Below are 21,273 nucleotides of genomic sequence, written 5' to 3'. Positions count from 1 at the left end.
TTTTAAATTAGGGGGAATATCAATGGCAATTCAATGGTGGCAAATTTTATTATTAACGCTTTATGCAGGGTATCAAATTTTAGACGAGCTACAGATTTATTCAGCATTTAGTCAACCTGTTTTTGCAGGTTTGGTGGCAGGTTTTATTATGGGGGATGTAACTGCAGGTCTGATTATTGGTGGAAGTATGCAGTTGACGATTTTAGGTGTAGGAACATTTGGTGGCGCTTCCAGAATCGATGCCAATTCAGGGACTGTTTTAGCAACAGCATTTTCAATCGGGTTAGGTATGAACCCAGAACAAGCGATTGCAGCGATTGCGGTGCCAGTAGCGAGTTTGATGATTCAAATGGATATTCTTGGTCGTTTTACGAATACATTTTTTGCTCATAGAATAGATAGCAATATTGAAGCGATGAATTATAAGGGGATTGAACGTAATTTCTTATTAGGAGCATTACCTTGGGCCCTTTCAAGAGCGTTACCAGTATTTTTTGCTCTAAGTTTCGGTGGCGGTTTTGTTGATAATGTGGTTGGTTATTTGAATACGGATCTAAAATGGTTAGGTGATGGATTATCAGTTGCAGGAGCTGTTTTACCTGCTGTCGGTTTTGCAATTTTATTACGATACTTACCAGTTAAAAAACATTTATCTTATTTGATTTTAGGGTTTGTGCTTACAGCTCTTTTAACCACTGTATTTGGCAATATCCAATTATTAGGTGGAGCAGTTGCAGGTGTAGCGAAAGATTTTGCGCCAATGTTTACTAATTTACCGATGCTTGCGATTGCGATGATCGGTTTTGCATTAGCGTTAAATGAATATAAAAAATCAATTGCACAGCCTGTTGTTGTAAAAGATCATTCGCAAGACACCGATGAAGGAGAGATCGAAGATGACGAAATCTAACTATAAATTAACGAAAAAAGACTTTAACCAAATCAATAAAAGAAGTTTATTCACGTTCCAGTTAGGTTGGAACTATGAAAGAATGCAAGGTTCAGGTTATCTGTATACGATTTTACCTCAACTAAGAAAAATGTATGGTGACGATACACCTGAATTAAAGGAAATGATGCGTACCCATGCACAATTTTTTAATACAAGTAACTTTTTGAATACAATCATTACAGGAATCGATTTAGCGATTGAAGAAAAAGAAGGAATCACTGCAAAGGATTCTGTTGCTGGGATCAAAGTTGGGTTGATGGGACCTTTTGCCGCAATTGGAGATTCAATTTTTGGGGCATTAGTGCCAACTATTTTTGGAGCACTAGCTGCCAATATGGCGGTCAACGGTAATCCAATCGGTGCCTTTATTTGGATGGCTGCACAAATTGCGATTATGGTATTTCGTTGGAAACAACTGGAATTTGCCTATAAAGAAGGAATCTCTTTAGTAACGACTATGCAAAGTAGATTAACAGCGATGACAAATGCTGCGACATTGATGGGTGTGTTTATGGTCGGGGCTTTAGTCGCAACGATGATCAATGTGCATTTTGCTTGGGCTCCTTCAATTGGAGATTTAACGATCAATGTTCAAAATAATGTAGATATGATCATGCCTCGATTATTGCCAGCTGCAATCGTTGGTGGTGTGTATTGGTTACTTGGCAAAAAGAATATCACGTCAACTAGAGCAATCTTTATCGTACTGATTATTTCAGTTGCGTTATCTGCTTTAGGTGTCATTTCAAAATAGTTGGGAGGCGCTAGGTTTGAATAATTTACTATTAGTCAGTCATGGCAACTTTTGTACAGAGCTAAAAGCCAGTGCGGAGATGATCATGGGCGAACAAGAAAATATTTATACTGTACCTTTGTTGGCTGAAGAAGGTGAAAAAGAGTTCTTAGAAAAATTTGAAAAGATCACAGAATCAGTAGAGAATTTTATAGTTTTTTCAGATTTATTAGGTGGAACGCCTTGCAATATATTATCAAAAAAAATAATGAATGGTGCCTCATTTGAATTGTATGCGGGAATGAATTTGCCGATGGTCATCAGTTTTGTTAATGCAAATTTGTTAGGAAGCCAAAGCGATTTTGTGGCAGAGGCAAAGGAAAGTACGGTCAAAGTCAACGAATTATTAGCGGCAGATGCATTTGATGATGAAGATGAATAGATAGGAGTATAAAACAACATGGACTTATTTAAAGAAACCCCAGAAACACTTGAACAAATCGGCGCTTTGATCACAACACAAGAAATAAAACAGCAACCAAATCTATGGCAAGAAGCCTTTAATAACCATAACGATCAGCGCAAAAAAATAGAACAATTTATTGCTACGATTGTAGAAACCGAAAAAGGCAAAAAAATCCGGGTGATTTTTACAGGAGCAGGTACATCTGCCTATGTAGGTGACTCAATTACGCCTTATTTAAACCACAAAGGAAATACAGCAGATTTTATTTTTGAAAGTATACCGACAACGAATATTGTCTCTAATCCCTATGATTATTTACAAACAGAGGTGCCGACGATATTAGTATCTTTTGCTCGTAGCGGTAACTCACCAGAATCAGTCGCAACGGTAAAATTAGCCAAACAGCTGGTTAAAAAGCTCTATCAAATCACCATTACATGTGCAAGAGATGGTCAGCTTGCGCTAGAAGCGGTAGGAGATACCAATAATTTGTTACTATTAATGCCTGAAAAATCCAATGATTTAGGATTTGCGATGACAGGTAGTTTCACCTGTATGTTGCTAAGTGCTCTCTTGATTTTTGACACGAGTAGTATGGATGAAAAACAACTGTTTGCCCAACAAGCGATCCGAATGGGAGAAGAAGTTATCACAAGAGAGTCTGAAATTGAAAAATTACTAGACGGTTCAGTTGACCGAATAGCATATCTTGGTTCTGGTAGTTTAGCTGGTTTGACAAGAGAAGCACAATTAAAAGTTCTTGAACTAACAGCTGGAAAAACAGCAACTATTTTTGACTCATCGATTGGGTTTAGGCATGGGCCAAAATCATTCGTCAACGAGAAAACACTGGTTTTTGTCTTTGTAACAAATGACTCGTATACGAGAAAATATGATTTGGATATCGCAGAAGAAATAAAAGCAGATAAGATTGCAGCAAGGATTATCACACTCGATGTAGAAGGCAAGGATAATTTCTCAGGACAACGTTTTACCTATTCAACAGGCAAAGAATTACCCGAAGCTTACTTGGTCTTGCCATACGTTTTATTTGCTCAAACGATTGCAATCCATAGTTCGTTAAAAGTAAACAATACACCAGATACACCTTCTGCTACAGGGACTGTCAATCGTGTCGTAAAAGGGGTCAAAATCTACGATTATCATGACTAAAATAAAAAAACGAGGGAGAAATAAATGCTAAAAATGACAGCAAGTAAAAAAGCAGCGATGGACCGTTTATCAACAAAAGATGGAATTATTGAAGCTTTAGCAATCGATCAACGAGGCGCATTGAAAAAAATGATCAAAGCTTTAGGAAAAGAACCTACTGAGCAGCATATTATTGATTTTAAAACCATGGTTTCACAAGAATTGACGCCATTTGCCTCTGCTATTTTATTAGATCCAGAATATGGGATACCAGCAGCTGAATCAAGAGACCAACAGGCTGGTTTGTTACTAGCTTATGAAAAAACAGGATATGATGCATCAACACCAGGAAGATTACCAGATCTTTTAGGGGATTGGTCTGTTATACGTTTGCAGGAAAAAGGTGCCGATGCAATTAAGTTTTTATTGTATTATGATGCGGATGAATCACAAGAAATCAATCATCTAAAACATATCTTTGTGGAACGGTTGGGAAGTGAATGTTTCAGTGAAGATATACCGTTTTATTTAGAATTGATTTCTTATGATGCGAAAATTACAGATGCTTTGTCTAGCGAATATGCAAAAATCAAACCTGAAAAAGTCATCAAGATGATGGAGGAATTTTCGAAACCACAATATAAAGTTGATGTGTTGAAAGTAGAAGTCCCGGTCAATATGAATTATGTTGAAGGAATAGGGTCAGAAAAAGCTGTTTATTCCAGAGAAGAAGCACTGACATATTTTAAGCAACAAAGTGAAGCGACCCAGTTACCATTTATTTTTCTAAGTGCAGGTGTTACAGCTAAAATGTTCCAAGATACACTAGAATTTGCCAAAGAAGCAGGCTCGACGTTTAACGGTGTATTATGCGGACGTGCTACTTGGAAAGATGGAGTAACGCCCTTTGTTGAAAGTGGGGAAGAATCAGCTCGTCAATGGTTGCGTACTGAAGGAAAAGACCATATTCAACAATTGAATGAAGTCGTCGAACGAACAGCAAGTTCTTGGCATGACAAGGTAGAAGTAATAGCGTAAACGAGTTGGAATAAGTGAAATAAAGTGTATTGAAATAGACTGTTGCGAAGAACGTTGCCCATTTTTAAATGATAACGTATTCAAAGAGGGAGAGTGACAAAAGAATGAAAAAAAAGTATACGACATCTATTAGCATCTTAGCTTTAATGACTTGTGGGATTTTGCTGGGGTCAACCGATGTTTTGGCGGATGAGAACAGTAGTCAAAATCAATCTCAGATCGTTGCAGAACCAAAAGCTGTAGAAAATTATTGGCAAACAAATTTTCAAAATGGACAATTAGGCAATTGGCAGGATTTAGTTGGCGGAACCAATAGAACCTTAAAAAGTAACGCACTAGACATTTTCAGAAAGACAGAATCTGGCAATAATGCGGTATCGATCAATTTAGATTCGCCTCAAAAAGCAGATGGCGAGATTGAAACGTCATTTAAATTTACTTCAGGAGAAGGCAGAACGGGTGTCGTTGTTAGAGGTGCTTCTAAAGATAGTTGGATTTTTATTGGCTATAATGTAAATGGAAAATGGCTCGTTGAAAGTCCAACATCTTGGAACGATAATCTTTCTGGACCAACATTAGTGGCTGATACGACTTACGTTTTAAAAGTTCGTTATGTTGGAACAAAAATCACGATTTGGCTAAATGGTACTCAATTTTATGACGGAGAACCTGTCTTGGCTAATGGAGCTAAAATTCCGACGACAGCCGGGCGCATCGGTTTTAGAACTTGGTACGACCAAAAGTCTGTCACCTATCAATATTTTAAAAATGGTGATAGCGGAACGATTCCTGAGATAATACCTGAAATTACCGAAATAGCACCTAGTAAGATTTTTACCAAAATTGGTGTAGCACCAATTTTACCTACAACTGTCAAAACAACCTACAATACTGGCATTCAAAAAGATGAGTCTGTTTCGTGGGACCCAATTGCACCAGAATCTTACCAAAAAGTCGGTAGTTTTGATGTATTGGGAACAGTAACTGGAACAGCTTTGAAAGCTAAAGCGACAATAACGGTCATTGATGAAGGTAGTATTGAAACAGGAGATAAAATTTCATCTGCAGACCTTACTGCTGTTTTAGACCCTAAATTTCCAAGAGTGATTCGTTACGAAAATCCAAGCGATAACAAAATTATTTTTAAAGGTCAGCAAGAAAAAAACAATCAAGTTTTGATTGATGGGAAACCCTACGAAGCAACTGCGGTGAAAGAACAGACTACTGCAAAAAATAAGGCAATCTATCAAGTAACAGTGCCAGCAATCGATTTGAGTTTTAAAGTGAGTTTTACTATTTCTGACGGTCTGGAAATGGCAATGAAAATAACGGATATCAAAGAAGGAACGACAAAAATCCATACATTGGCTATTGCAAATCAAGGAATGCTTTCAGTAAATAGTACCGATGCAGGAGCAGCATTTTCTGGGGTTGTCATGAATACAGGAACGAATGCGAACAACAACAATAAAAACGGAGATACATTCCAGAACTTAGTATCATCAAATGAAGTTGGAACAAAGCAGTATATGTATGGTTTCTTAAATACGAATGATTATGCTGCAAGTTTTTGGACCAATGCTTATGGTGATGGCACCGTTGATAACAGCGATAATAATCGTATCTATAAACAAACAAAAGAAACAGCGGCTGGATATGTGACATCATTATGGAGTGGCTCATGGACCTACCGCCCGTTTGATGCGCCGAACACTTATTTAACAGGTGATATACCCGAGGTGAAAGTCAAATTTGCAAAAGACTTAAATGGTGATGGCAAAGTTGATTGGCAAGATGCAGCAATAAGCTATCGCGCTATTATGAACAATCCTGTTGGTGCTGAAAAAGTGCCGGAATTAGTCAATCAAAGAATTCCATTCAACTTTGCCAGCCAGGCAACAAATCCATTTTCAGTAACGTTGGATGAATCAAAACGAGTGTATAACCTGACAGATGGATTAGGGCAAATGAACTTATTAAAAGGCTATCAAAATGAAGGACACGATTCAGCACATCCAGATTATGGCGAAGTTGGTAAACGTCAAGGTGGAGTAAATGATCTGAATCAATTGATTGAGGAAGGTCATAAGCTTAACGCGATTTTTGGAGTACATGTCAATGATACCGAGTCTTATCCAGAAGCAAAACACTTTAGTGAAGAGTTAGTCGATCCAACCAAACGAGGCTGGGATTGGTTAGACCCATCTTATTTCATCAAACAACGCCCAGATACAATCAGTGGGAATCGTTTGGAACGTTTCAAAGAATTGAAGCAAAACGTACCGAAATTGGATTATATTTATGTAGATGTCTGGGGAAATCAAGGTGAAGCAGGTTGGTTAAGCCGCCAATTAAGTAAAGAAATCAATGGACTGGGTTGGATTACAGCAAATGAGTTTCCAAATGCACTAGAATATGATTCGATTTGGAATCATTGGTCCGCCGAAAAAGCATATGGAGGAACCTCAACGAAAGGATTTAACAGTAATATTGTGCGTTTTATCCGTAATCATCAAAAAGATACATGGATCATATCTGATAATCCATTATTAGGTGGAGCAGAGTTTGAAGCATATGAAGGTTGGGTTGGAAAAACCAATTTCAATACGTATAAAGATAAAACCTTTGCAATCAATATTCCAACAAAATTCTTACAACATTACCAAATCACAAACTGGGATACAACGACTTCAGCCGAAGGTCAAATATATGGTACGATCAAACTGGCAAGTGCTAATGATAAAGTAGTTGTAACAAAGAAAGATGCCAGTGATCAAAAACGCATAACGCTAAATAACGTTGACGTATTAAAAGGGAGCACCTATCTGTTACCTTGGACAGTCAATAAAGAACTGAAGTTATATCATTGGAATGAGACAGGCGGTTCTACAACATGGACGATTCCAGACGAATTGCAAGCAAAAACGAATTTACATGTATACGAACTAACGGATCAAGGTCGAAAAGATAAAGGAGCAGCTAATATAACAGGAAACCAAGTAACGATTCAAGCAGCAGCAAAAACACCTTATATAATTGCTGAACCAGCGACTGTTGAACCAGTAAAATTTGGCACAGGAACACCTGTGAAAGATCCTGGATTCAATGAGCAAGATACATTGGCTAAAAATTGGCAAGTCATTCAAGGAGATGCAACAGTCATTAAAGACCCAAATGGTGACTATGTTCTCAATGCCGGAAAAGCAGCAATGACGATCAAGCAAGACTTAACAGTACCCAAAGCAGGAAAGTACAGTGCATACGTCAATACTGAAACGCATAACCGAAAAGCGAGCATAACAATGGAAATCGACGGGAAAAAATATACCAAAGATTATACCAATTCTGTCGTTCAAAACTATATTCAAGCGGATATTAATCATACCAGCAGCAAATATCCCCAATATATGCAAAATGCCAGAGTCGATTTTGTAGTTCCGGAAAATGCGCAAAAAGTAACACTTACTCTAGCAGCAGAAGCAGGAACCAACAAAACAAAATTTGATGATATTCGAATCGTCGAACGACAAACAGATGTAATGAATCCAACGAGTGAAACCATTATCAAACAAGATTTTGAAGATACCCAAGCAATTGGATTGTTCCCGTTTGTCAAAGGGCAAGCTGGTGGTGTGGAAGATCCAAGAATACACTTATCAGAGAAAAACGAACCGTATACGCAATACGGTTGGAATGGAAATAAAGTATCTGATGTATTATCAGGCAATTGGTCCTTAAAAGCCCACAAGCAAGGGACTGGTTTGATGCTTCAAACGACTCCGCAAAACATAAAATTTGAAGCAGGTAAAAAATACACAGTAAGCTTTGATTACCAAACAGATGGAAAAGATATTTTCTCTGCAGGGTCTGTGACAGGTGAATTTAAATCACTTTCAGATCTTAAAAAAGTTGGCACAATTTTACCGACATCGGCAGATGGAAAAACTAAAAAATATGAAGCAGAAATTACTGGTGATGCTTCAGGAAATACCACATTTGGTATTTATACAACTGGAGGCGCGTATGACTTGGTCATTGATAATTTTACCGTGACAGTCAAAACGACAAAGTAAGTTGAATACCGTAAGAGCTTAGTGGATAAGCGCAAAAAATGCAGCATATCACTAAGCTCTTTTTTACGTTCCTGATGATAAAGTCTTCTTCTTTGTTTTTCTAAATATCAGCGAGTATACTCAAAAGTAAGAGAGGTTTTGCCTCAAAAAAGAGCAAAGGAGTCATTACAATGATCAAAATCAGTCAAGCAAAAATGGATGCTTTGAATCGTTTATCGAATGAAAAAGGTCTGATCGAAGCGTTAGCGATCGATCAAAGAGGCTCGCTGAAAAAAATGATTGCTACAGCAAGTACAATGACGACAGGAGAAGAAATTGTTGAGTTTAAAAAAGTTGCTTCTGAAGAGTTAACACCATATTCTTCTGCGATCTTACTTGATCCAGAGTACGGCTTGCCAGCAACGAAAGTACGGGATCACAATTGTGGCTTATTATTGGCTTATGAAAAAACGGGGTACGATACTTCAACTCCCGGTAGAATGCCGGATTTATTAGAAGACTGGTCAGTAGCTCGTTTAAAAGCTGCTGGGGCAGATGCTATCAAGTTTCTATTATATTATGATCCAGATGAACCAGCAGCAATCAATCACTTAAAACATGTTTTTGTTGAACGTCTAGGTAGCGAATGTTTAGGCGAAGATATTCCGCTCTTTGTGGAAATTGTGACTTACGACACAGAAATCACTGATTCCAGTTCAGCTTCTTTTGCGAGAGTAAAGCCCCATAAGGTTCTAGAATCAATGATTGAATTTTCTAAACCTCAGTATCATATCGATGTATTAAAAATGGAAGTACCAGTTAACATGAATTATGTAGAAGGTTTTGCAGAAAATGAAGTGGTTTATAGTAAAAAAGAAGCTCTAGGTTATTTTAAAAAACAGAGTGAATTAACGGAACTGCCATTTATTTTTCTTAGTGCCGGTGTTTCAACAAAATTATTCCAAGAAACACTGGAATTTGCAAAAGAAGCGGGTTCTAAATTTAGTGGTGTCCTATGTGGACGGGCTACTTGGCGTGAAGGGGTCAAGCCGTTTGCTGCTAAAGGTGAAGCAGCAGGTCGTGATTGGTTTGCCACACAAGGAAAAGAAAATATTGAAACCTTAAATGAAATAGTAGAACGTTGCGGAACATCCTGGCGTTCAAAGGTGGAAGTTGGATAAGAATAAATAACATCTGAAATAAATCGATCAAAGATTTATTTCAGATGTTTTATGTAAATCAAGGATTAAAAAATAAAGAGAAAATTTAATTTTTTTCTATGTATTGCGGATGAACTTTCATTAAACTATAATTTAGTAAGTAGCGTATAAAATATAATGCTAAGTAATGAGTTAGAGAGGATCCTGAATAATGAAAATTGGTATTCCAAAAGAAATCAAAAATGGCGAAAATCGAGTAGCCTTACCAGCTGCTGGAGTTTTAGATCTCATTAAACATGGTCATACAGTCTTTGTTGAAACTAATGCGGGGTTAGGTGCTTCGATCCATGATGAAGAATATGTAGCGGTTGGTGCAACAATTGTAGCATCTGCTAAAGAAGCTTGGGCCCAAGAATTAGTTTTAAAAGTAAAAGAACCATTAAAAGAAGAGTATCAATACTTAAGAGAAGATTTGATGCTATTCACCTATCTTCATTTAGCAGCCAATAAACCATTAGCTGAAGAATTAATGAAGAAAAAAACGAAAGCGATTGCTTACGAAAGTGTTCAATTAGCCAATGGAGAATTACCTTTGTTAGCACCAATGAGTGAAATTGCTGGACGTTTGGCGGCCCAGATCGGCGCCCAATTTTTAGAAAAAGTTCCAGAAGGAAAAGGGATTTTGTTAGGCGGCGTTCCAGGAGTGAAAAAAGGTAAGGTGACTATTATCGGCGGTGGGATTTCTGGGTGTAATGCAGCGAAGATCGCGCTTGGACTTGGTGCAGATGTTACGATTTTAGATGTCAATATCAAAAAACTGCAAGAGATCGATAATCAGTTCAACGGAGCAATCAAAACGCTTGTTTCAAATCACTTCAACATACAAGAAGCAGTCAAAGACGCAGATCTTGTGATTGGGGCAGTTTTGATTCCAGGACATAAGGCACCTGTTTTAGTCACAAAAGAAATGGTTGTTTCAATGCCAGAACATTCTGTGATCATCGACATTGCTATCGATCAAGGCGGGATTTTTGAAACGATCGATGAAGTAACCACGCATCAACACCCAACTTATGTTAAATATGGTGTGGTTCACTATGCTGTTGCGAATATGCCGGGAGCCGTTCCGCAAACCGCAACATTTGCTTTAGCCAATGCGACATTACGATATGTATTAGAATTAGCGAATAAAGGATTTGAACAAGCCGTAGAACAAAATCCAGCATTACTTGCAGGTGTTAACACGCTGAACGGTGCGATGACGAATCAGGCAGTTGCGACTGATTTGAATTTACCCTATTCTTTTGTTCAATCCGTTTTATAAATAATTTAATTTATTAGGAGAATTCGTATTCCAATGATAAAAACTGAATCTTTACATGCAATTGAACGTTTATCCAATGCATCAGGCGTTTCTGGATTTGAAGACGATGTAGTAGCAATTGTTCAGAACAAGCGGAGAATAAAACTATGGTAAATTCAGCAATGAAGAATTCGATCAATTACTAATAGAATCAGCAACAACCTATGCCACCAAAAACGAAAATCGTTGGGATCCATTGCTGGATGCTCAAAAAGTATTAATGGATCATTCACCAGTGACACCATTTTACCAAGTATTAGAAGCTTTCTTAGTAAATGATTGTGCAAAGGGGAAGTCCATTGCGTAATTGGCGTCCCACTATAAGAATGTATCAGCAAAATAAAGAATTAGAAAAAATGTTGAAGCGCCAGCAAAAAGCTGTTTTTCAACATTTTTTTGCATACAAACTTCGATCACATTTAAACTATGTATGTACCGTGGAACTTACCCAAGTTGAAATCTGTCATTCATTTATTCTGACGAATCACAACAAATTGATGCAATCTCTGAAAGAAAGCTTTATACTAAGAAATAATGATACGTTTTCTGGAGGAGAAAGATGAATAATAACGATATATTGATTCGCTTACGCTATGCGTTAGACATTAAAGATACAGATATGATCAAAATTTTTAAATTAGGTGATCTAGAAATCACAAGAGAAGAGTTACGTGTTTTATTAACAAAACAAAATGAAGAAGACGAACTTCCACGAGATGCCGTTTGCGACAATCGCACACTAGAAGCTTTCTTAAACGGTCTGATCACGTATAAAAGAGGTAAACCACCTGTTAAAAATGGTGTGGCACCTAAACCAACATTCTTGATCACGAGCCAAAGTAACGTCAATAATGTGTTGCTTAAAAAAGTAAAAATAGCTTTAACACTTACAAGTGATGATATGCTAGATGTGCTAAGATTGGCTGGAGTTTACGCTTCGGATAGTGAATTAAGTGCAATTTTAAGAAAAGAAGGACACCGAAATTACAAGGAATGCGGCGACCGCTATGCAAGGAATTTCCTGAAAGGTTTAGCGATCAAGTATCGGGAATAATCAATCAACTAGTGAAACAAAAATAAAAATTATTATCAGGATGAAACAAGAGTAACGAACTCTAGTTTTATCCTTTTTCTGACTAAGGGAGGAAGCAACATGAAGAAAATCGAACGAATTCTGGCAATCATCGTTCTACTGCTAGAAAATGAGCTTGTTTCAACTGCTCAATTGGCTCAGCGGTTTGACGTGACCAAAAGAACGATTTTTAGAGATATCGAAACGATTGAATTAGCTGGTTTTCCGATTATTTCTCACCCAGGACGCAATGGTGGGTTCTCTCTGGTAGATTCTTTCAAATTACGAACATACACTTATAGTGGGGAAGAGAAGCAAGATATTCTTAATGCGCTAAATATCCAAGAAGGTTTATTCGGAATTTCGGATCAGCAAAACACAATCAAAGAAAAAATTACACTAATACAAGAAAAAACAACCCAAAAAAGGCAACTCAAAAAACAATTCTCTTTTGAGTCACCAACGATGCATCGACCAGAAATTGAAGCCGAAACAAAAATGAAAATCAATCAGATCAATCTTTCTCTCAAACAAAATCGGAAGATGACGATTTGGTACGTGGACAACAAAGGTGATCATACTCAAAGAACGATTCACCCATATGAATTGATGTTGATGAATGGTAGCTGGTATATCTACTCGTATTGTGAGGAACGAGATGCATGTAGGTATTTTAAAGTCACGCGTATTCGGCAACTTACGATTCAAAAGATGACATTTGAACCTACTGAATACTCTAACTCAAGACTCATTGAATCTGACGGAGAGTTGATCCAATTACGTTTTAAAAAAGAAGATTTAGGAAAACTGTATGATTATTACACAGAAGATGAAATTGAAGTAGGAGATAACCATGTAGACGTAATGATTTATGCAAATCAGCAAAAAACAATCCTCCCCTTTTTACTGATGTTTGGCAACGGTGTAAGAGTGATTGCACCAGAAAAATTGAAAGAGCTGCATAAACAGGAAATAATCAAGTTGAATGAAACATACCAGAATGATTGTTAAGTAGCATCAAAAGAGAGCGTTAGGGCGTTCTTTTTTGATGCTACTTTTATCTATATTCCATTTTTTTGTCGAAAAAATCACCTAAAGAAAATAAAAAAAATATAAAAATTAATTTAATATAAATAGTTGTGATTTCATAAATGTTTGAGGGGTAAGAAGTAAAAGAAAAACAAACTTATATTAAACAGGTATGATATTTACGATATAAATTTTATTAAGAAAAAGAAATCTAAAAGTTAAAAAGAAGGTGAAAATATGCGGATTTTTTTAGATGAAGTATACGACAGAAGAATCAATGTCCTAAGTTTTATTGCCAATAGAAGAGAGGAAGTAAGTTTATCAGAAATAGCAGAAGCAACCAAATTTTCAAAGAAAACAGTTTCACTTATTATTAAACAATTCGAGCAAGAGTTAACTGTTTCTAAAGAACGGTTTGAAGTATCCTACATACATAATACGGTACAAGGCGTATATGCGAGTAATATTGATTTAGTCAGTATTAGCAATAAATACTTAAAGACCTCCATTCTCTATAAAATGATCAAGCATATTTTTCTAATGGAACGAATCGATGCGATAACATTTTGTGATTTAGAATTTATCAGTCCAGCAACTTTCTCACGTAATCGAAGTAAACTTCAAAAGATATTAAATCAATGTGGGTTAAGTTTGACACGAAAAAATGAGATCAAAGGAAGCGAGTTACGAATTCGAAATTTCTTTTTTCTATTCTTTTTCAATGCGTCAAACAATTGGGATTTTGATCAAGCTAGTTATAACGAAATGAGGGCTTATTTTAGTGAGAGAATACAAGGCTGGGAAAGCTTGAATTGTATAAGAAAAAGACAAGTATGTTTATTACTCTTTATTTGTAACGTTCGTATCAGCCAAAAAAAAGTGGTGAAAAAATCTATCCTGACTGCTTTATCTGAACGATTTCAGGATGGAATGTACACAAAAGTATTTTTTGAGTATTTTCACCTAAAGAAAAATCGTCCAGAAAAACAATCTTGGGATGAAACAAGCGCTGCTTTACTATTGCTTTATAAAGAACGTTTAGTGGATGGAGAAGTATTTGTGATCGAAGAACATCAGAAATTTTTCAATGAGGAAAATTTCAAATTAGTGAAATATAGTCATATGTTAGCTGAAAAACTGATCGAGACGTTCTTTCACGGTAATAGCACGCCGATGGTTTATTGGAAACTTCGAAAAGAACTCGATATGATGCACTTGTTGATGGAGACGTGTTTCATTGATCCCAAGCTGTTTTACTATATTTATGATGAAAAAAACTTCTTTTATGCAGATCCAACAGAAAAAAAAATCCAACAGAATATTCAGATGGTCATTGAAAAACTAATCACGAAAACAGAATATGGTTCTTTTTTTAAAGCAATCAAAAAATATACATCACAAGAAACATTGACCGATTATATTTACCTTGTGACATATACAATTTTAGTGAAATTTATGCAAGTTGATTTCCCTAAAGTACGTATTCTAATTCAAAATTCCAAAGTATTCGTAGGTCCAATCATATCGCAGAAAATCGAATTACTGTTTAGTGACAAGATAGAATTTGTCAAAAACCAACAGGGTTCTCCAGATATTATCGTGACAGATATCGAGTTAACAGAAAAGAACAGTAAAGCCAAAGAAATATTCATCTCTTCTTTTTCTAACAGTTCAGACTTGGAATTGTTATTGGAAGAGATTGGGAAAAAAATCATTGAACACTACGATGATCGACACCTGTATTTAGGTTAGAGTAGTGGTAGTTTTCAATAACGATAGTTGCTCAAGTATTATGCAATGTATAAATCTTTCCACTGATAAAAAGAATCAATTCTCTCCAAGAGACTTGATCATGGGAATGTTCAAAATGAAATGTTTTTTCGTTAGAGTCTTCTCCTTCAAAAGCATCAGAAATAATCACATCGGCGTCCCCTACATCAAACGTAAATTCTAACGTTGTATCCCCAAAAATGGTGAGTAGATTATTCTTAACAAAGTCATAAATAAAATGATTGTTAGAATGCTGAATGAAGATTCGTAACTTAGCATCTCTTTCTCCACTTTTCAAAATAGAGTTGAAAAATTTTGCCATAAAAGAGACAAGACCAGCATTCAAGTGTTTGCGTATTAAAGGTTCTTTGCCAAGTGTCTCTTTTACGAAAGAACGATAAGATGATTCATCAGAAGAAAACCAATTTGCTTTAGAAACCGTTGTATCGTCAACAAGAAATTTTCTGAAATTGATTCCAATAAAACGGATATAAATCAAGCAGATAATTAATAAATAGTAGTTTTCCAGATAACTATCAGGGGATAGCTTCACTTTAAACGTAGTTAAAAGCTTGTCTAAAGTACGTGTGGTCAGCTCAGCTAATGGTAACTTTGACTGGACAAGTGATTGGGTAATCACTTGTCTTTCTTCCATTGAATCTATATTTGCAACAAGGAATCTTGATAAAAAGCCAAAGAAAAAGGCTTCATCTTTCAGATTGATTTGTTCAAGATCTACATTTTCTAAATTTGAAAATAATTTAGTAGGTGCTACTGATTCAAAGTAGACAAGATAATCCTTAAATTCTTGTGATAGAGTTAAACTTTCTCTTCTGTATATCGTACGCCAGTAAGTAACGTTTTGAAAATATCTAATTCTGGTTTGCTGTGAAGGGGAAAGTCTTTGATCATTCACAGCTGAAGGAAGTGTCTTGTAAGAACTTGGTGTTTTCTCAAAAGGCCATTCTAACCCTTTAAAAACATTCCAAAACAATACAAATCCTAAAGTTCGGATATTTAGTTCAGCTCCTTGAAAATTTGTTTTATAAATAGAGGGAGAAAAAGAAATTTTCAATTCAAAAGGACGTAGGAGCTTATTAAGAAACGTTAAATTCGAGTAAACATGAGAGGGACTTAAATTCAGATCCTGCGCTAATGCTTCAACAGAAATATAATGTCTTTTTAAAACGGCTTCAAGAATTGAAAATTTTTGTGAGATTCTTATGTAATAAAGTCTCATAGAGTCGAGAACATAACTAAATGTCAGTGAAGGCGCTAGTTCAATGACATAAAGGAGTTTTTTCTTCTGGATCGTAACGTCACCTTGTGGGAATACAGTATTTAAATCATCACTGAGTTGTTTTTTATAACGATAAAACGTTTTACTTGAGAGAGTGAAAAAATCCATCATTTGTTGTGAAGTTGCGCCAGATTTAGCATACAGGAGTTGCTTTAATAGCTCAAAACGAAGAGTTTCATTTTTCTTCATAAAAATAGTTTCCATGTTGTGTGAACAACTCCTTTTAAAATCTTGAAACTATCATAACACGGATAGTTTCTAAGCGTATATTATTAGCATTTATTTAAAAAATATAATGATATTTCAATAACTTCTCAGGGGGCAAACGATATTGGAAACAAAATAAAACGAAATAATATAATATTATTTTTAAGAGTTATGTATAAAAACGATATTATATTAAATAAAAAACATAATACATAGAAAAAGGAGCAGAAGATATAGATGTGTAACATAGGAATGCTTTCTTTAGGAACTAATGCAGAAAATAGAATCGACATAGAGGAAATCAAACAAAGACATAAAATTATTGAAGTAACAGAAGAGTTAGAGTTAGTAGAAACGTTACAAGCAATCATTATTTTAGAAGGAAATATTAGCAATTTAAGTATGATCTGTGAATTGATTTCTAAGATAAAAAAAAGATCAACTTGTTATATCTGGATCATGACAGCTACAGAAAAATCAGTTGGTAAGTTGGTGTATTTACAATTAGGTGCAGATGAAGTTTTTGATTTAAGCAGAGAACCAAAAGAAATTAGTTTTATTATGGAAAACTCTTTACTAAGAATCAATCAACCACAAGCTAAAGCGAACCTTGTAACAGAAAATTATCATGAAGAGGAGCTACTTAAGCTGATTCCCACGAATGTTAGTGTGATGATGGAAGGAAACAAAGAAATTGTCTTAACTAAATTAGAATTTCAACTGTTGGAATTATTATGTAGAAATCAAGGCCTTGCAGTTAGCTATGAAACAATTTACCAAAAATTATGGAAAACAGATACAGCAGAAAACAAGCAGTATAGAATCGCAAATGTTGTCTATCACTTGAGAAGAAAAATTGAAAAAAATGTTAAAAAACCAATTTTTATAAAAACAGTGCGTTCTAGAGGATATATGCTGAATATTTAATTGAATGAACTAGGTACAATTTTGATAGTCAATGACACAATAGAAAAAAAATGTTGGCCTTCGGGCTAAGAAGGTGAAAATAGCGAATGAAAAATAAATTACTAATCGTAATCGGGATGATTATGTTGGCAAGTGTAGGAACACCATATTTTGCATCTGAGGCAGATAGTGAGATAGGAATTTTCTTTACTGAAAAAGATTCATTGCCAAAAGAAGAGAACATACTTGAACAACCAGAGAAAGTTAGAGTGGAGTACAACAACCGAGTATTACCTAAAACGGGGGAAGACAATAGAAATAGGTGGTCATTTATAGGCAGCGTTATTTTATGTGGACTCATTGTAAGTAGAAAAAGTAAGCTAAAGCTTAAAAAATAGTTAGAGCGATGAAAAAAGCTGTGGAAGGAGTACTAGAAATGAGAACTAAAAAAATCACATCGACTGATCAAGCGCTGATTTCTCTGTTCTTACCAATTTGATAAAGGGATTGTAAGAATTTAGAAATTAGTAAGAAACAGAAAAAATTAACAGAACGAGGAGAATAGAAATGAGTAAAATGAGTTTGAAACAAGGGATAATGGCAGGGATGTTAGCGGTATCGCTGTTGGCGGCAAACAGTACAGGACTTGCAGCGGAAACAACGACTGGAAATGATAAAGATGGAACAAAAGCGACTTCTCATGGGCATATCAACTTAAAGCCTAATGAAGGGAAAGAGTCACCAGAAGTACTTGTTCCAGAAGAAGAAAAAAACGAAGCACCCGATACTGAAACACCTTCAACAGGCAACAAAGGTCCACTGACAATCGATGCGATTTCAGCGCTAGAATTTGGTTCATTTGAACTATCTGGAACAACTGAAGTTTATTCAGTAACGAATCAGGTTGACGGAATCAAAACGAAAAAAGTACAAGTAACAGACCGTCGTGGTACGGGAGCTGGTTGGGACTTACAAGTGAAATCTTCAGAATTCGCAGATAAAACGGATGACAAGAAAATTTTAAAAGGGGCAACATTATCGTTTCCACAAGGACGTATGGACAAAACAGAAGGAAATACATCTGCAGAGCCATTGGTCTCTGAAATTACGTTGCTGACAGGAAATGCTCAAGCTGATTCATTTATGAAAGCTGAAGCAGGTGCTGGTTTAGGATCATGGATGAATGTAATGGATTCAAGCGAAGTCAAAATTACAGTGCCTGCAGGGAATTTAGCGGGTGATTATTCAGCTACTCTAGAATGGTCATTGATCAGCGTACCAACAGCAGAATAAATATATATTAAAATAAAGGAGATTTTTTTATGAAATTCGTTAAAATAACAACCGTTGTAACACTATCAGCAATCGCTTTAATGGGGGCGGCGCAAGTGACTTTTGCAGAAGACGCACCAGCAAAAAATCCAACGTCAAAAGGAATTGTCACATTGACTACTGGAGATGCTAATGCTGTAACACCTCCAATCGACAAGGACACGCCAAAAGAAGATATAACGAACCAACCTGGACCGTTATCAATTGATGTTGCGCCAAACTTTGATTTTGGTACAGATAAAATTGGGGTAGGAACAACGGAATATCCAATTAAAAATACAAATAATCCTTATGTACAAGTAACTGATTCTCGTGGAACAGGTGCCGGTTGGGATTTAAAAGCTAAAATCACAGAATTTGAAACAGCCGATAAAAGCAACAAGTTAACTGGTGCAACACTTACTTTAGCGTCTAAAGAGCTTCAAACAACGAACCCTCAAGGTGTAGCATTCAGAGCACCAGTTGGTTATGTTGACGGAGTTACCTTAAATGATTCACCTCAAAGCTTGCTTTTTGCTGCTGAGGGAAATGGTTTGGGAACTTGGGCTAACTATTTCGATAAAGGAACATCTAAATTAACAATTCCTGGTGGTAACTTTATTGGTGAGTATTCAGCAACGCTTGAATGGTCATTAACTACGACACCTAAAGCTGAATAAACAAGAAACTAAAGTAAAATGTTTTCAGTTGGAGGAGTAGAATGAAAAAAATAAGTGTATTGAATCTGACAGCTTTATTATTTTTACTGCTTACTTTCACTCTCCACAAGGTAGAAGTAGACGCCAGTCAGGTAAACTCCAAAGATAATCACATCGAATTCACAGAGAATACGAGCATTAAACCGCCACTCGACCCTCTTGATCCTAACAACCCGACACCACCGATGCCAATAGATCCATTAGATCCAACAAATAAAGGTACGGGAAATGTAGGGGCGTTAACAATCGATTATGTTCCAAGTATTAAATTTGGTAAACAACAATTAGCCAATGGGGATAAACATTATTTTGCTCAGAACAAAGATCCTTTTGTTCAGGTCACTGATTTACGAGGCGTAGGGACTGGCTGGAATTTAACAGCACAAGTTTCTAAGTTTATGAATAGCGATGGCACAAAGGAATTAAAAGGCGCAGTTTTATCTTTTAAAGATGGTGTTATCAAGACACGTTCAGGCAATGTGTCATCTGCTCCAGAGGGGTATGATCTAGTCTTTGATAGTCAGGATACATATACTTTGATGCAGGCTGGAGAAGGTAGCGGTAAAGGATCATGGTTAGATGTTTTTTCAGGGGAAGCGGATGATAATGAAAAAATACAATTGCTTGTCCTTGAAGGATCTGCAGAAACCAATATTCGCTATACAGCAACAATTAACTGGGCACTGTCAGATATACCAAAACCAGTAAATAATGAGTAAGTGAGCCAAACATATAGTGTAGTGCAGCTGCTATATTTATCTCAATAGTTAGGTGAGTGGAGAAATCCACTCACCTTGTTAATAAAAAGCGATGGAAGGATAACAAAGTAATGCAAAGAAAATTAAAAGCCGCACTGTTTACGTTAAGTATCATAGTGGCATTATTGTTATTGCCGCAAGTAGTAGCAGCAAAAGAAGAATCTGGAGAAGCTAATTTTTCAGCAAGAGCAGAGATTCCAGAGAATCAAGTAGATAAAAATCAAACGTATTTTGATTTAAGGATGCAACCAGGAATGGAGCAAGATTTAACATTAGTACTGACCAATCCAACAAAAGAAAAAGTCAGTGTGACAGTTGAGCCAAATGTTGCGACGACCAACCAAAATGGTGAAATGGACTTTACCAAGCGTCCCAAAAAACAAGACAACACATTGCAGTATCCATTTACTGAGCTAATCTCCGACAAACAAGTCGTTGAACTAGCTTCAAATGAAACAAAAAATGTTACGTTCAAACTAAAAATGCCGAAAGAAAAAATAGAGGGAATGATATTAGGTGGTTTTTACCTCTATAAAAATATCGGTGAAGAAGAAGAAAAAGCAGAAGCAAACGTTCAAATAAAAAATCGGTACTCATATGTAATCGGAACAAAACTAACAATTGATGATCAGAAAGTAAAACCCGATGTTGCATTAAATGAAATCAAACCAGATTTATTGAACTATCGAACAGTTGTGACTGCCAATCTTCAAAACATCAAACCAACAATGATCGGTAACTTTAAAGTAGCAGCAAAAATCTACCAAAAAGATAAAACAGAAGTGCTTCATGAAACAACAAAAGAAAATATGACCATGGCACCCAATTCAAACTTCGATTTTCCAATTAGTTGGAATAATCAACGCTTAGAACCAGGAACGTATCGATTGAAACTTCAGGCAAGTTCGAATGACGAAAACTGGGAGTTTGACAAAGAATTCACCATTGAAAAAACAGATAGTGATCGATTGAATAAAGAGGCCGTTGAATTAGAAGAACAACCAATGAATTGGTATTTAGTGATTGGCGTAGGTGTAGTCATAATTGTATGCCTAATTGGTTGTGTAATGATTTATAAGAAGAACAAAAAGAAAAAAGAGAAACTAAAAAGAAAAAAGGGACCAAAAAAAAGAAAGAAAAAAATCGTTAAAAAGTAATTACAGTGTGCGAAAAACGTTAATAATCTGTTTTAAGAAATCTACAAGTCTTAGTGAACCCGTTAAGCCAACCATAAAGAAAAATGAGTAAACAATCTTGGGAAAAGGGTCGCATAACTTTGAACGTA

General features: G+C 36.0%; 19 protein-coding genes. 18 read left to right on the top strand and 1 reads right to left on the bottom strand.

Annotation, left to right across the window (positions count from 1 at the left end; translation table 11 throughout):
• Positions 1-22 precede the first annotated feature (22 nt).
• From I583_RS12675 to I583_RS12620, 12 genes are all read left to right on the top strand, one after another.
• On the top strand, positions 23-910 hold the full coding sequence (locus I583_RS12675) for a PTS mannose/fructose/sorbose/N-acetylgalactosamine transporter subunit IIC (protein WP_010761799.1): 888 nt from the start codon (positions 23-25) through the stop codon (positions 908-910).
• Positions 897-1,706, top strand: coding sequence for a PTS system mannose/fructose/sorbose family transporter subunit IID (locus I583_RS12670; RefSeq protein WP_010761798.1), 810 nt, complete (start codon positions 897-899; stop codon positions 1,704-1,706). Before I583_RS12675 ends, I583_RS12670 begins: the two co-directional genes overlap by 14 nt.
• A 16-nt stretch (positions 1,707-1,722) precedes the next feature.
• Positions 1,723-2,127, top strand: coding sequence for a PTS sugar transporter subunit IIA (locus tag I583_RS12665; protein ID WP_010761797.1), 405 nt, complete (start codon positions 1,723-1,725; stop codon positions 2,125-2,127).
• 18 nt (positions 2,128-2,145) lie between these two features.
• Positions 2,146-3,324, top strand: a complete 1,179-nt coding sequence (locus I583_RS12660) for an SIS domain-containing protein (protein WP_010761796.1) — start codon at positions 2,146-2,148, stop codon at positions 3,322-3,324.
• Between the two features lie 24 nt (positions 3,325-3,348).
• On the top strand, positions 3,349-4,341 hold the full coding sequence (lacD, locus tag I583_RS12655; protein WP_010761795.1) for a tagatose-bisphosphate aldolase: 993 nt from the start codon (positions 3,349-3,351) through the stop codon (positions 4,339-4,341).
• A gap of 104 nt (positions 4,342-4,445) precedes the next feature.
• On the top strand, positions 4,446-8,414 hold the full coding sequence (locus I583_RS12650) for an endo-alpha-N-acetylgalactosaminidase family protein (RefSeq protein WP_010761794.1): 3,969 nt from the start codon (positions 4,446-4,448) through the stop codon (positions 8,412-8,414).
• Positions 8,415-8,584: 170 nt separating this feature from the next.
• A complete protein-coding gene (gene lacD / locus I583_RS12645) occupies positions 8,585-9,574 on the top strand; it encodes a tagatose-bisphosphate aldolase (RefSeq protein ID WP_010761793.1) in 990 nt (329 codons plus the stop codon).
• A gap of 190 nt (positions 9,575-9,764) precedes the next feature.
• Positions 9,765-10,877 carry an alanine dehydrogenase gene (gene ald / locus I583_RS12640; protein WP_010761792.1) on the top strand — a complete coding sequence of 371 codons (1,113 nt, stop codon included), beginning with the start codon at positions 9,765-9,767 and terminating at the stop codon, positions 10,875-10,877.
• A 338-nt stretch (positions 10,878-11,215) separates the two neighbouring features.
• A complete protein-coding gene (locus tag I583_RS12635; RefSeq protein ID WP_143139959.1) occupies positions 11,216-11,479 on the top strand; it encodes a hypothetical protein in 264 nt (87 codons plus the stop codon).
• The gene (locus I583_RS12630) at positions 11,476-11,970 is read left to right on the top strand and encodes a YehS family protein (protein ID WP_010761790.1); all 495 of its coding nucleotides are present in this window, start codon (positions 11,476-11,478) and stop codon (positions 11,968-11,970) included. The genes I583_RS12635 and I583_RS12630 overlap by 4 nt, the downstream gene beginning before the upstream one ends.
• Positions 11,971-12,069: 99 nt before the next feature.
• Complete coding sequence (locus tag I583_RS12625) at positions 12,070-12,999, top strand: helix-turn-helix transcriptional regulator (protein ID WP_010761789.1); 930 nt, start codon at positions 12,070-12,072, stop codon at positions 12,997-12,999.
• Positions 13,000-13,254: 255 nt separating this feature from the next.
• On the top strand, positions 13,255-14,769 hold the full coding sequence (locus tag I583_RS12620; RefSeq protein ID WP_010761788.1) for a helix-turn-helix domain-containing protein: 1,515 nt from the start codon (positions 13,255-13,257) through the stop codon (positions 14,767-14,769).
• Positions 14,770-14,800: 31 nt separating this feature from the next.
• On the opposite strand, the gene I583_RS12615 is transcribed toward I583_RS12620, so the two are convergent.
• Positions 14,801-16,276, bottom strand: coding sequence for a helix-turn-helix domain-containing protein (locus I583_RS12615; protein WP_034683716.1), 1,476 nt, complete (start codon positions 16,274-16,276; stop codon positions 14,801-14,803).
• 255 nt (positions 16,277-16,531) lie between these two features.
• Here I583_RS12615 and I583_RS12610 point away from each other — a divergent pair, with 255 nt between their 5' ends.
• The 6 genes from I583_RS12610 (at position 16,532) to I583_RS12585 (ending at position 21,145) form a co-directional block, all read left to right on the top strand.
• Positions 16,532-17,221 carry a DNA-binding response regulator gene (locus I583_RS12610; RefSeq protein WP_010761786.1) on the top strand — a complete coding sequence of 230 codons (690 nt, stop codon included), beginning with the start codon at positions 16,532-16,534 and terminating at the stop codon, positions 17,219-17,221.
• A gap of 86 nt (positions 17,222-17,307) precedes the next feature.
• Positions 17,308-17,598, top strand: coding sequence for a hypothetical protein (locus tag I583_RS12605; protein ID WP_010761785.1), 291 nt, complete (start codon positions 17,308-17,310; stop codon positions 17,596-17,598).
• Between the two features lie 169 nt (positions 17,599-17,767).
• Positions 17,768-18,493 carry a WxL domain-containing protein gene (locus I583_RS12600; RefSeq protein WP_010761784.1) on the top strand — a complete coding sequence of 242 codons (726 nt, stop codon included), beginning with the start codon at positions 17,768-17,770 and terminating at the stop codon, positions 18,491-18,493.
• A 29-nt stretch (positions 18,494-18,522) separates the two neighbouring features.
• Positions 18,523-19,191 carry a WxL domain-containing protein gene (locus I583_RS12595; protein ID WP_010761783.1) on the top strand — a complete coding sequence of 223 codons (669 nt, stop codon included), beginning with the start codon at positions 18,523-18,525 and terminating at the stop codon, positions 19,189-19,191.
• Positions 19,192-19,232: 41 nt separating this feature from the next.
• The gene (locus tag I583_RS12590) at positions 19,233-19,949 is read left to right on the top strand and encodes a WxL domain-containing protein (RefSeq protein WP_010761782.1); all 717 of its coding nucleotides are present in this window, start codon (positions 19,233-19,235) and stop codon (positions 19,947-19,949) included.
• 110 nt (positions 19,950-20,059) lie between these two features.
• Positions 20,060-21,145: a WxLIP family cell surface protein gene (locus I583_RS12585; protein ID WP_010761781.1), complete on the top strand. Its 1,086-nt coding sequence runs from the start codon at positions 20,060-20,062 to the stop codon at positions 21,143-21,145.
• The last annotated feature ends 128 nt before the right edge of the window (positions 21,146-21,273 follow it).

Source organism: Enterococcus haemoperoxidus ATCC BAA-382 (genome assembly GCF_000407165.1).
GTDB lineage: Bacteria > Bacillota > Bacilli > Lactobacillales > Enterococcaceae > Enterococcus_L > Enterococcus_L haemoperoxidus.
This window is presented reverse-complemented; position numbering and strand designations above follow the sequence as displayed.

What these genes read in the sequence shown, in the direction of transcription:
- I583_RS12675 (WP_010761799.1), top strand. Translation starts at nt 23, where the DNA reads ATGGCAATTCAATGGTGGCAAATTTTATTATTAACGCTTTATGCAGGG.
- I583_RS12670 (WP_010761798.1), top strand. Translation starts at nt 897, where the DNA reads ATGACGAAATCTAACTATAAATTAACGAAAAAAGACTTTAACCAAATC.
- I583_RS12660 (WP_010761796.1), top strand. Translation starts at nt 2,146, where the DNA reads ATGGACTTATTTAAAGAAACCCCAGAAACACTTGAACAAATCGGCGCT.
- lacD (WP_010761795.1), top strand. Translation starts at nt 3,349, where the DNA reads ATGCTAAAAATGACAGCAAGTAAAAAAGCAGCGATGGACCGTTTATCA.
- I583_RS12650 (WP_010761794.1), top strand. Translation starts at nt 4,446, where the DNA reads ATGAAAAAAAAGTATACGACATCTATTAGCATCTTAGCTTTAATGACT.
- lacD (WP_010761793.1), top strand. Translation starts at nt 8,585, where the DNA reads ATGATCAAAATCAGTCAAGCAAAAATGGATGCTTTGAATCGTTTATCG.
- ald (WP_010761792.1), top strand. Translation starts at nt 9,765, where the DNA reads ATGAAAATTGGTATTCCAAAAGAAATCAAAAATGGCGAAAATCGAGTA.
- I583_RS12630 (WP_010761790.1), top strand. Translation starts at nt 11,476, where the DNA reads ATGAATAATAACGATATATTGATTCGCTTACGCTATGCGTTAGACATT.
- I583_RS12625 (WP_010761789.1), top strand. Translation starts at nt 12,070, where the DNA reads ATGAAGAAAATCGAACGAATTCTGGCAATCATCGTTCTACTGCTAGAA.
- I583_RS12620 (WP_010761788.1), top strand. Translation starts at nt 13,255, where the DNA reads ATGCGGATTTTTTTAGATGAAGTATACGACAGAAGAATCAATGTCCTA.
- I583_RS12615 (WP_034683716.1), bottom strand. Translation starts at nt 16,276, where the DNA reads ATGAAGAAAAATGAAACTCTTCGTTTTGAGCTATTAAAGCAACTCCTG.
- I583_RS12610 (WP_010761786.1), top strand. Translation starts at nt 16,532, where the DNA reads ATGTGTAACATAGGAATGCTTTCTTTAGGAACTAATGCAGAAAATAGA.
- I583_RS12605 (WP_010761785.1), top strand. Translation starts at nt 17,308, where the DNA reads ATGAAAAATAAATTACTAATCGTAATCGGGATGATTATGTTGGCAAGT.
- I583_RS12600 (WP_010761784.1), top strand. Translation starts at nt 17,768, where the DNA reads ATGAGTAAAATGAGTTTGAAACAAGGGATAATGGCAGGGATGTTAGCG.
- I583_RS12595 (WP_010761783.1), top strand. Translation starts at nt 18,523, where the DNA reads ATGAAATTCGTTAAAATAACAACCGTTGTAACACTATCAGCAATCGCT.
- I583_RS12590 (WP_010761782.1), top strand. Translation starts at nt 19,233, where the DNA reads ATGAAAAAAATAAGTGTATTGAATCTGACAGCTTTATTATTTTTACTG.
- I583_RS12585 (WP_010761781.1), top strand. Translation starts at nt 20,060, where the DNA reads ATGCAAAGAAAATTAAAAGCCGCACTGTTTACGTTAAGTATCATAGTG.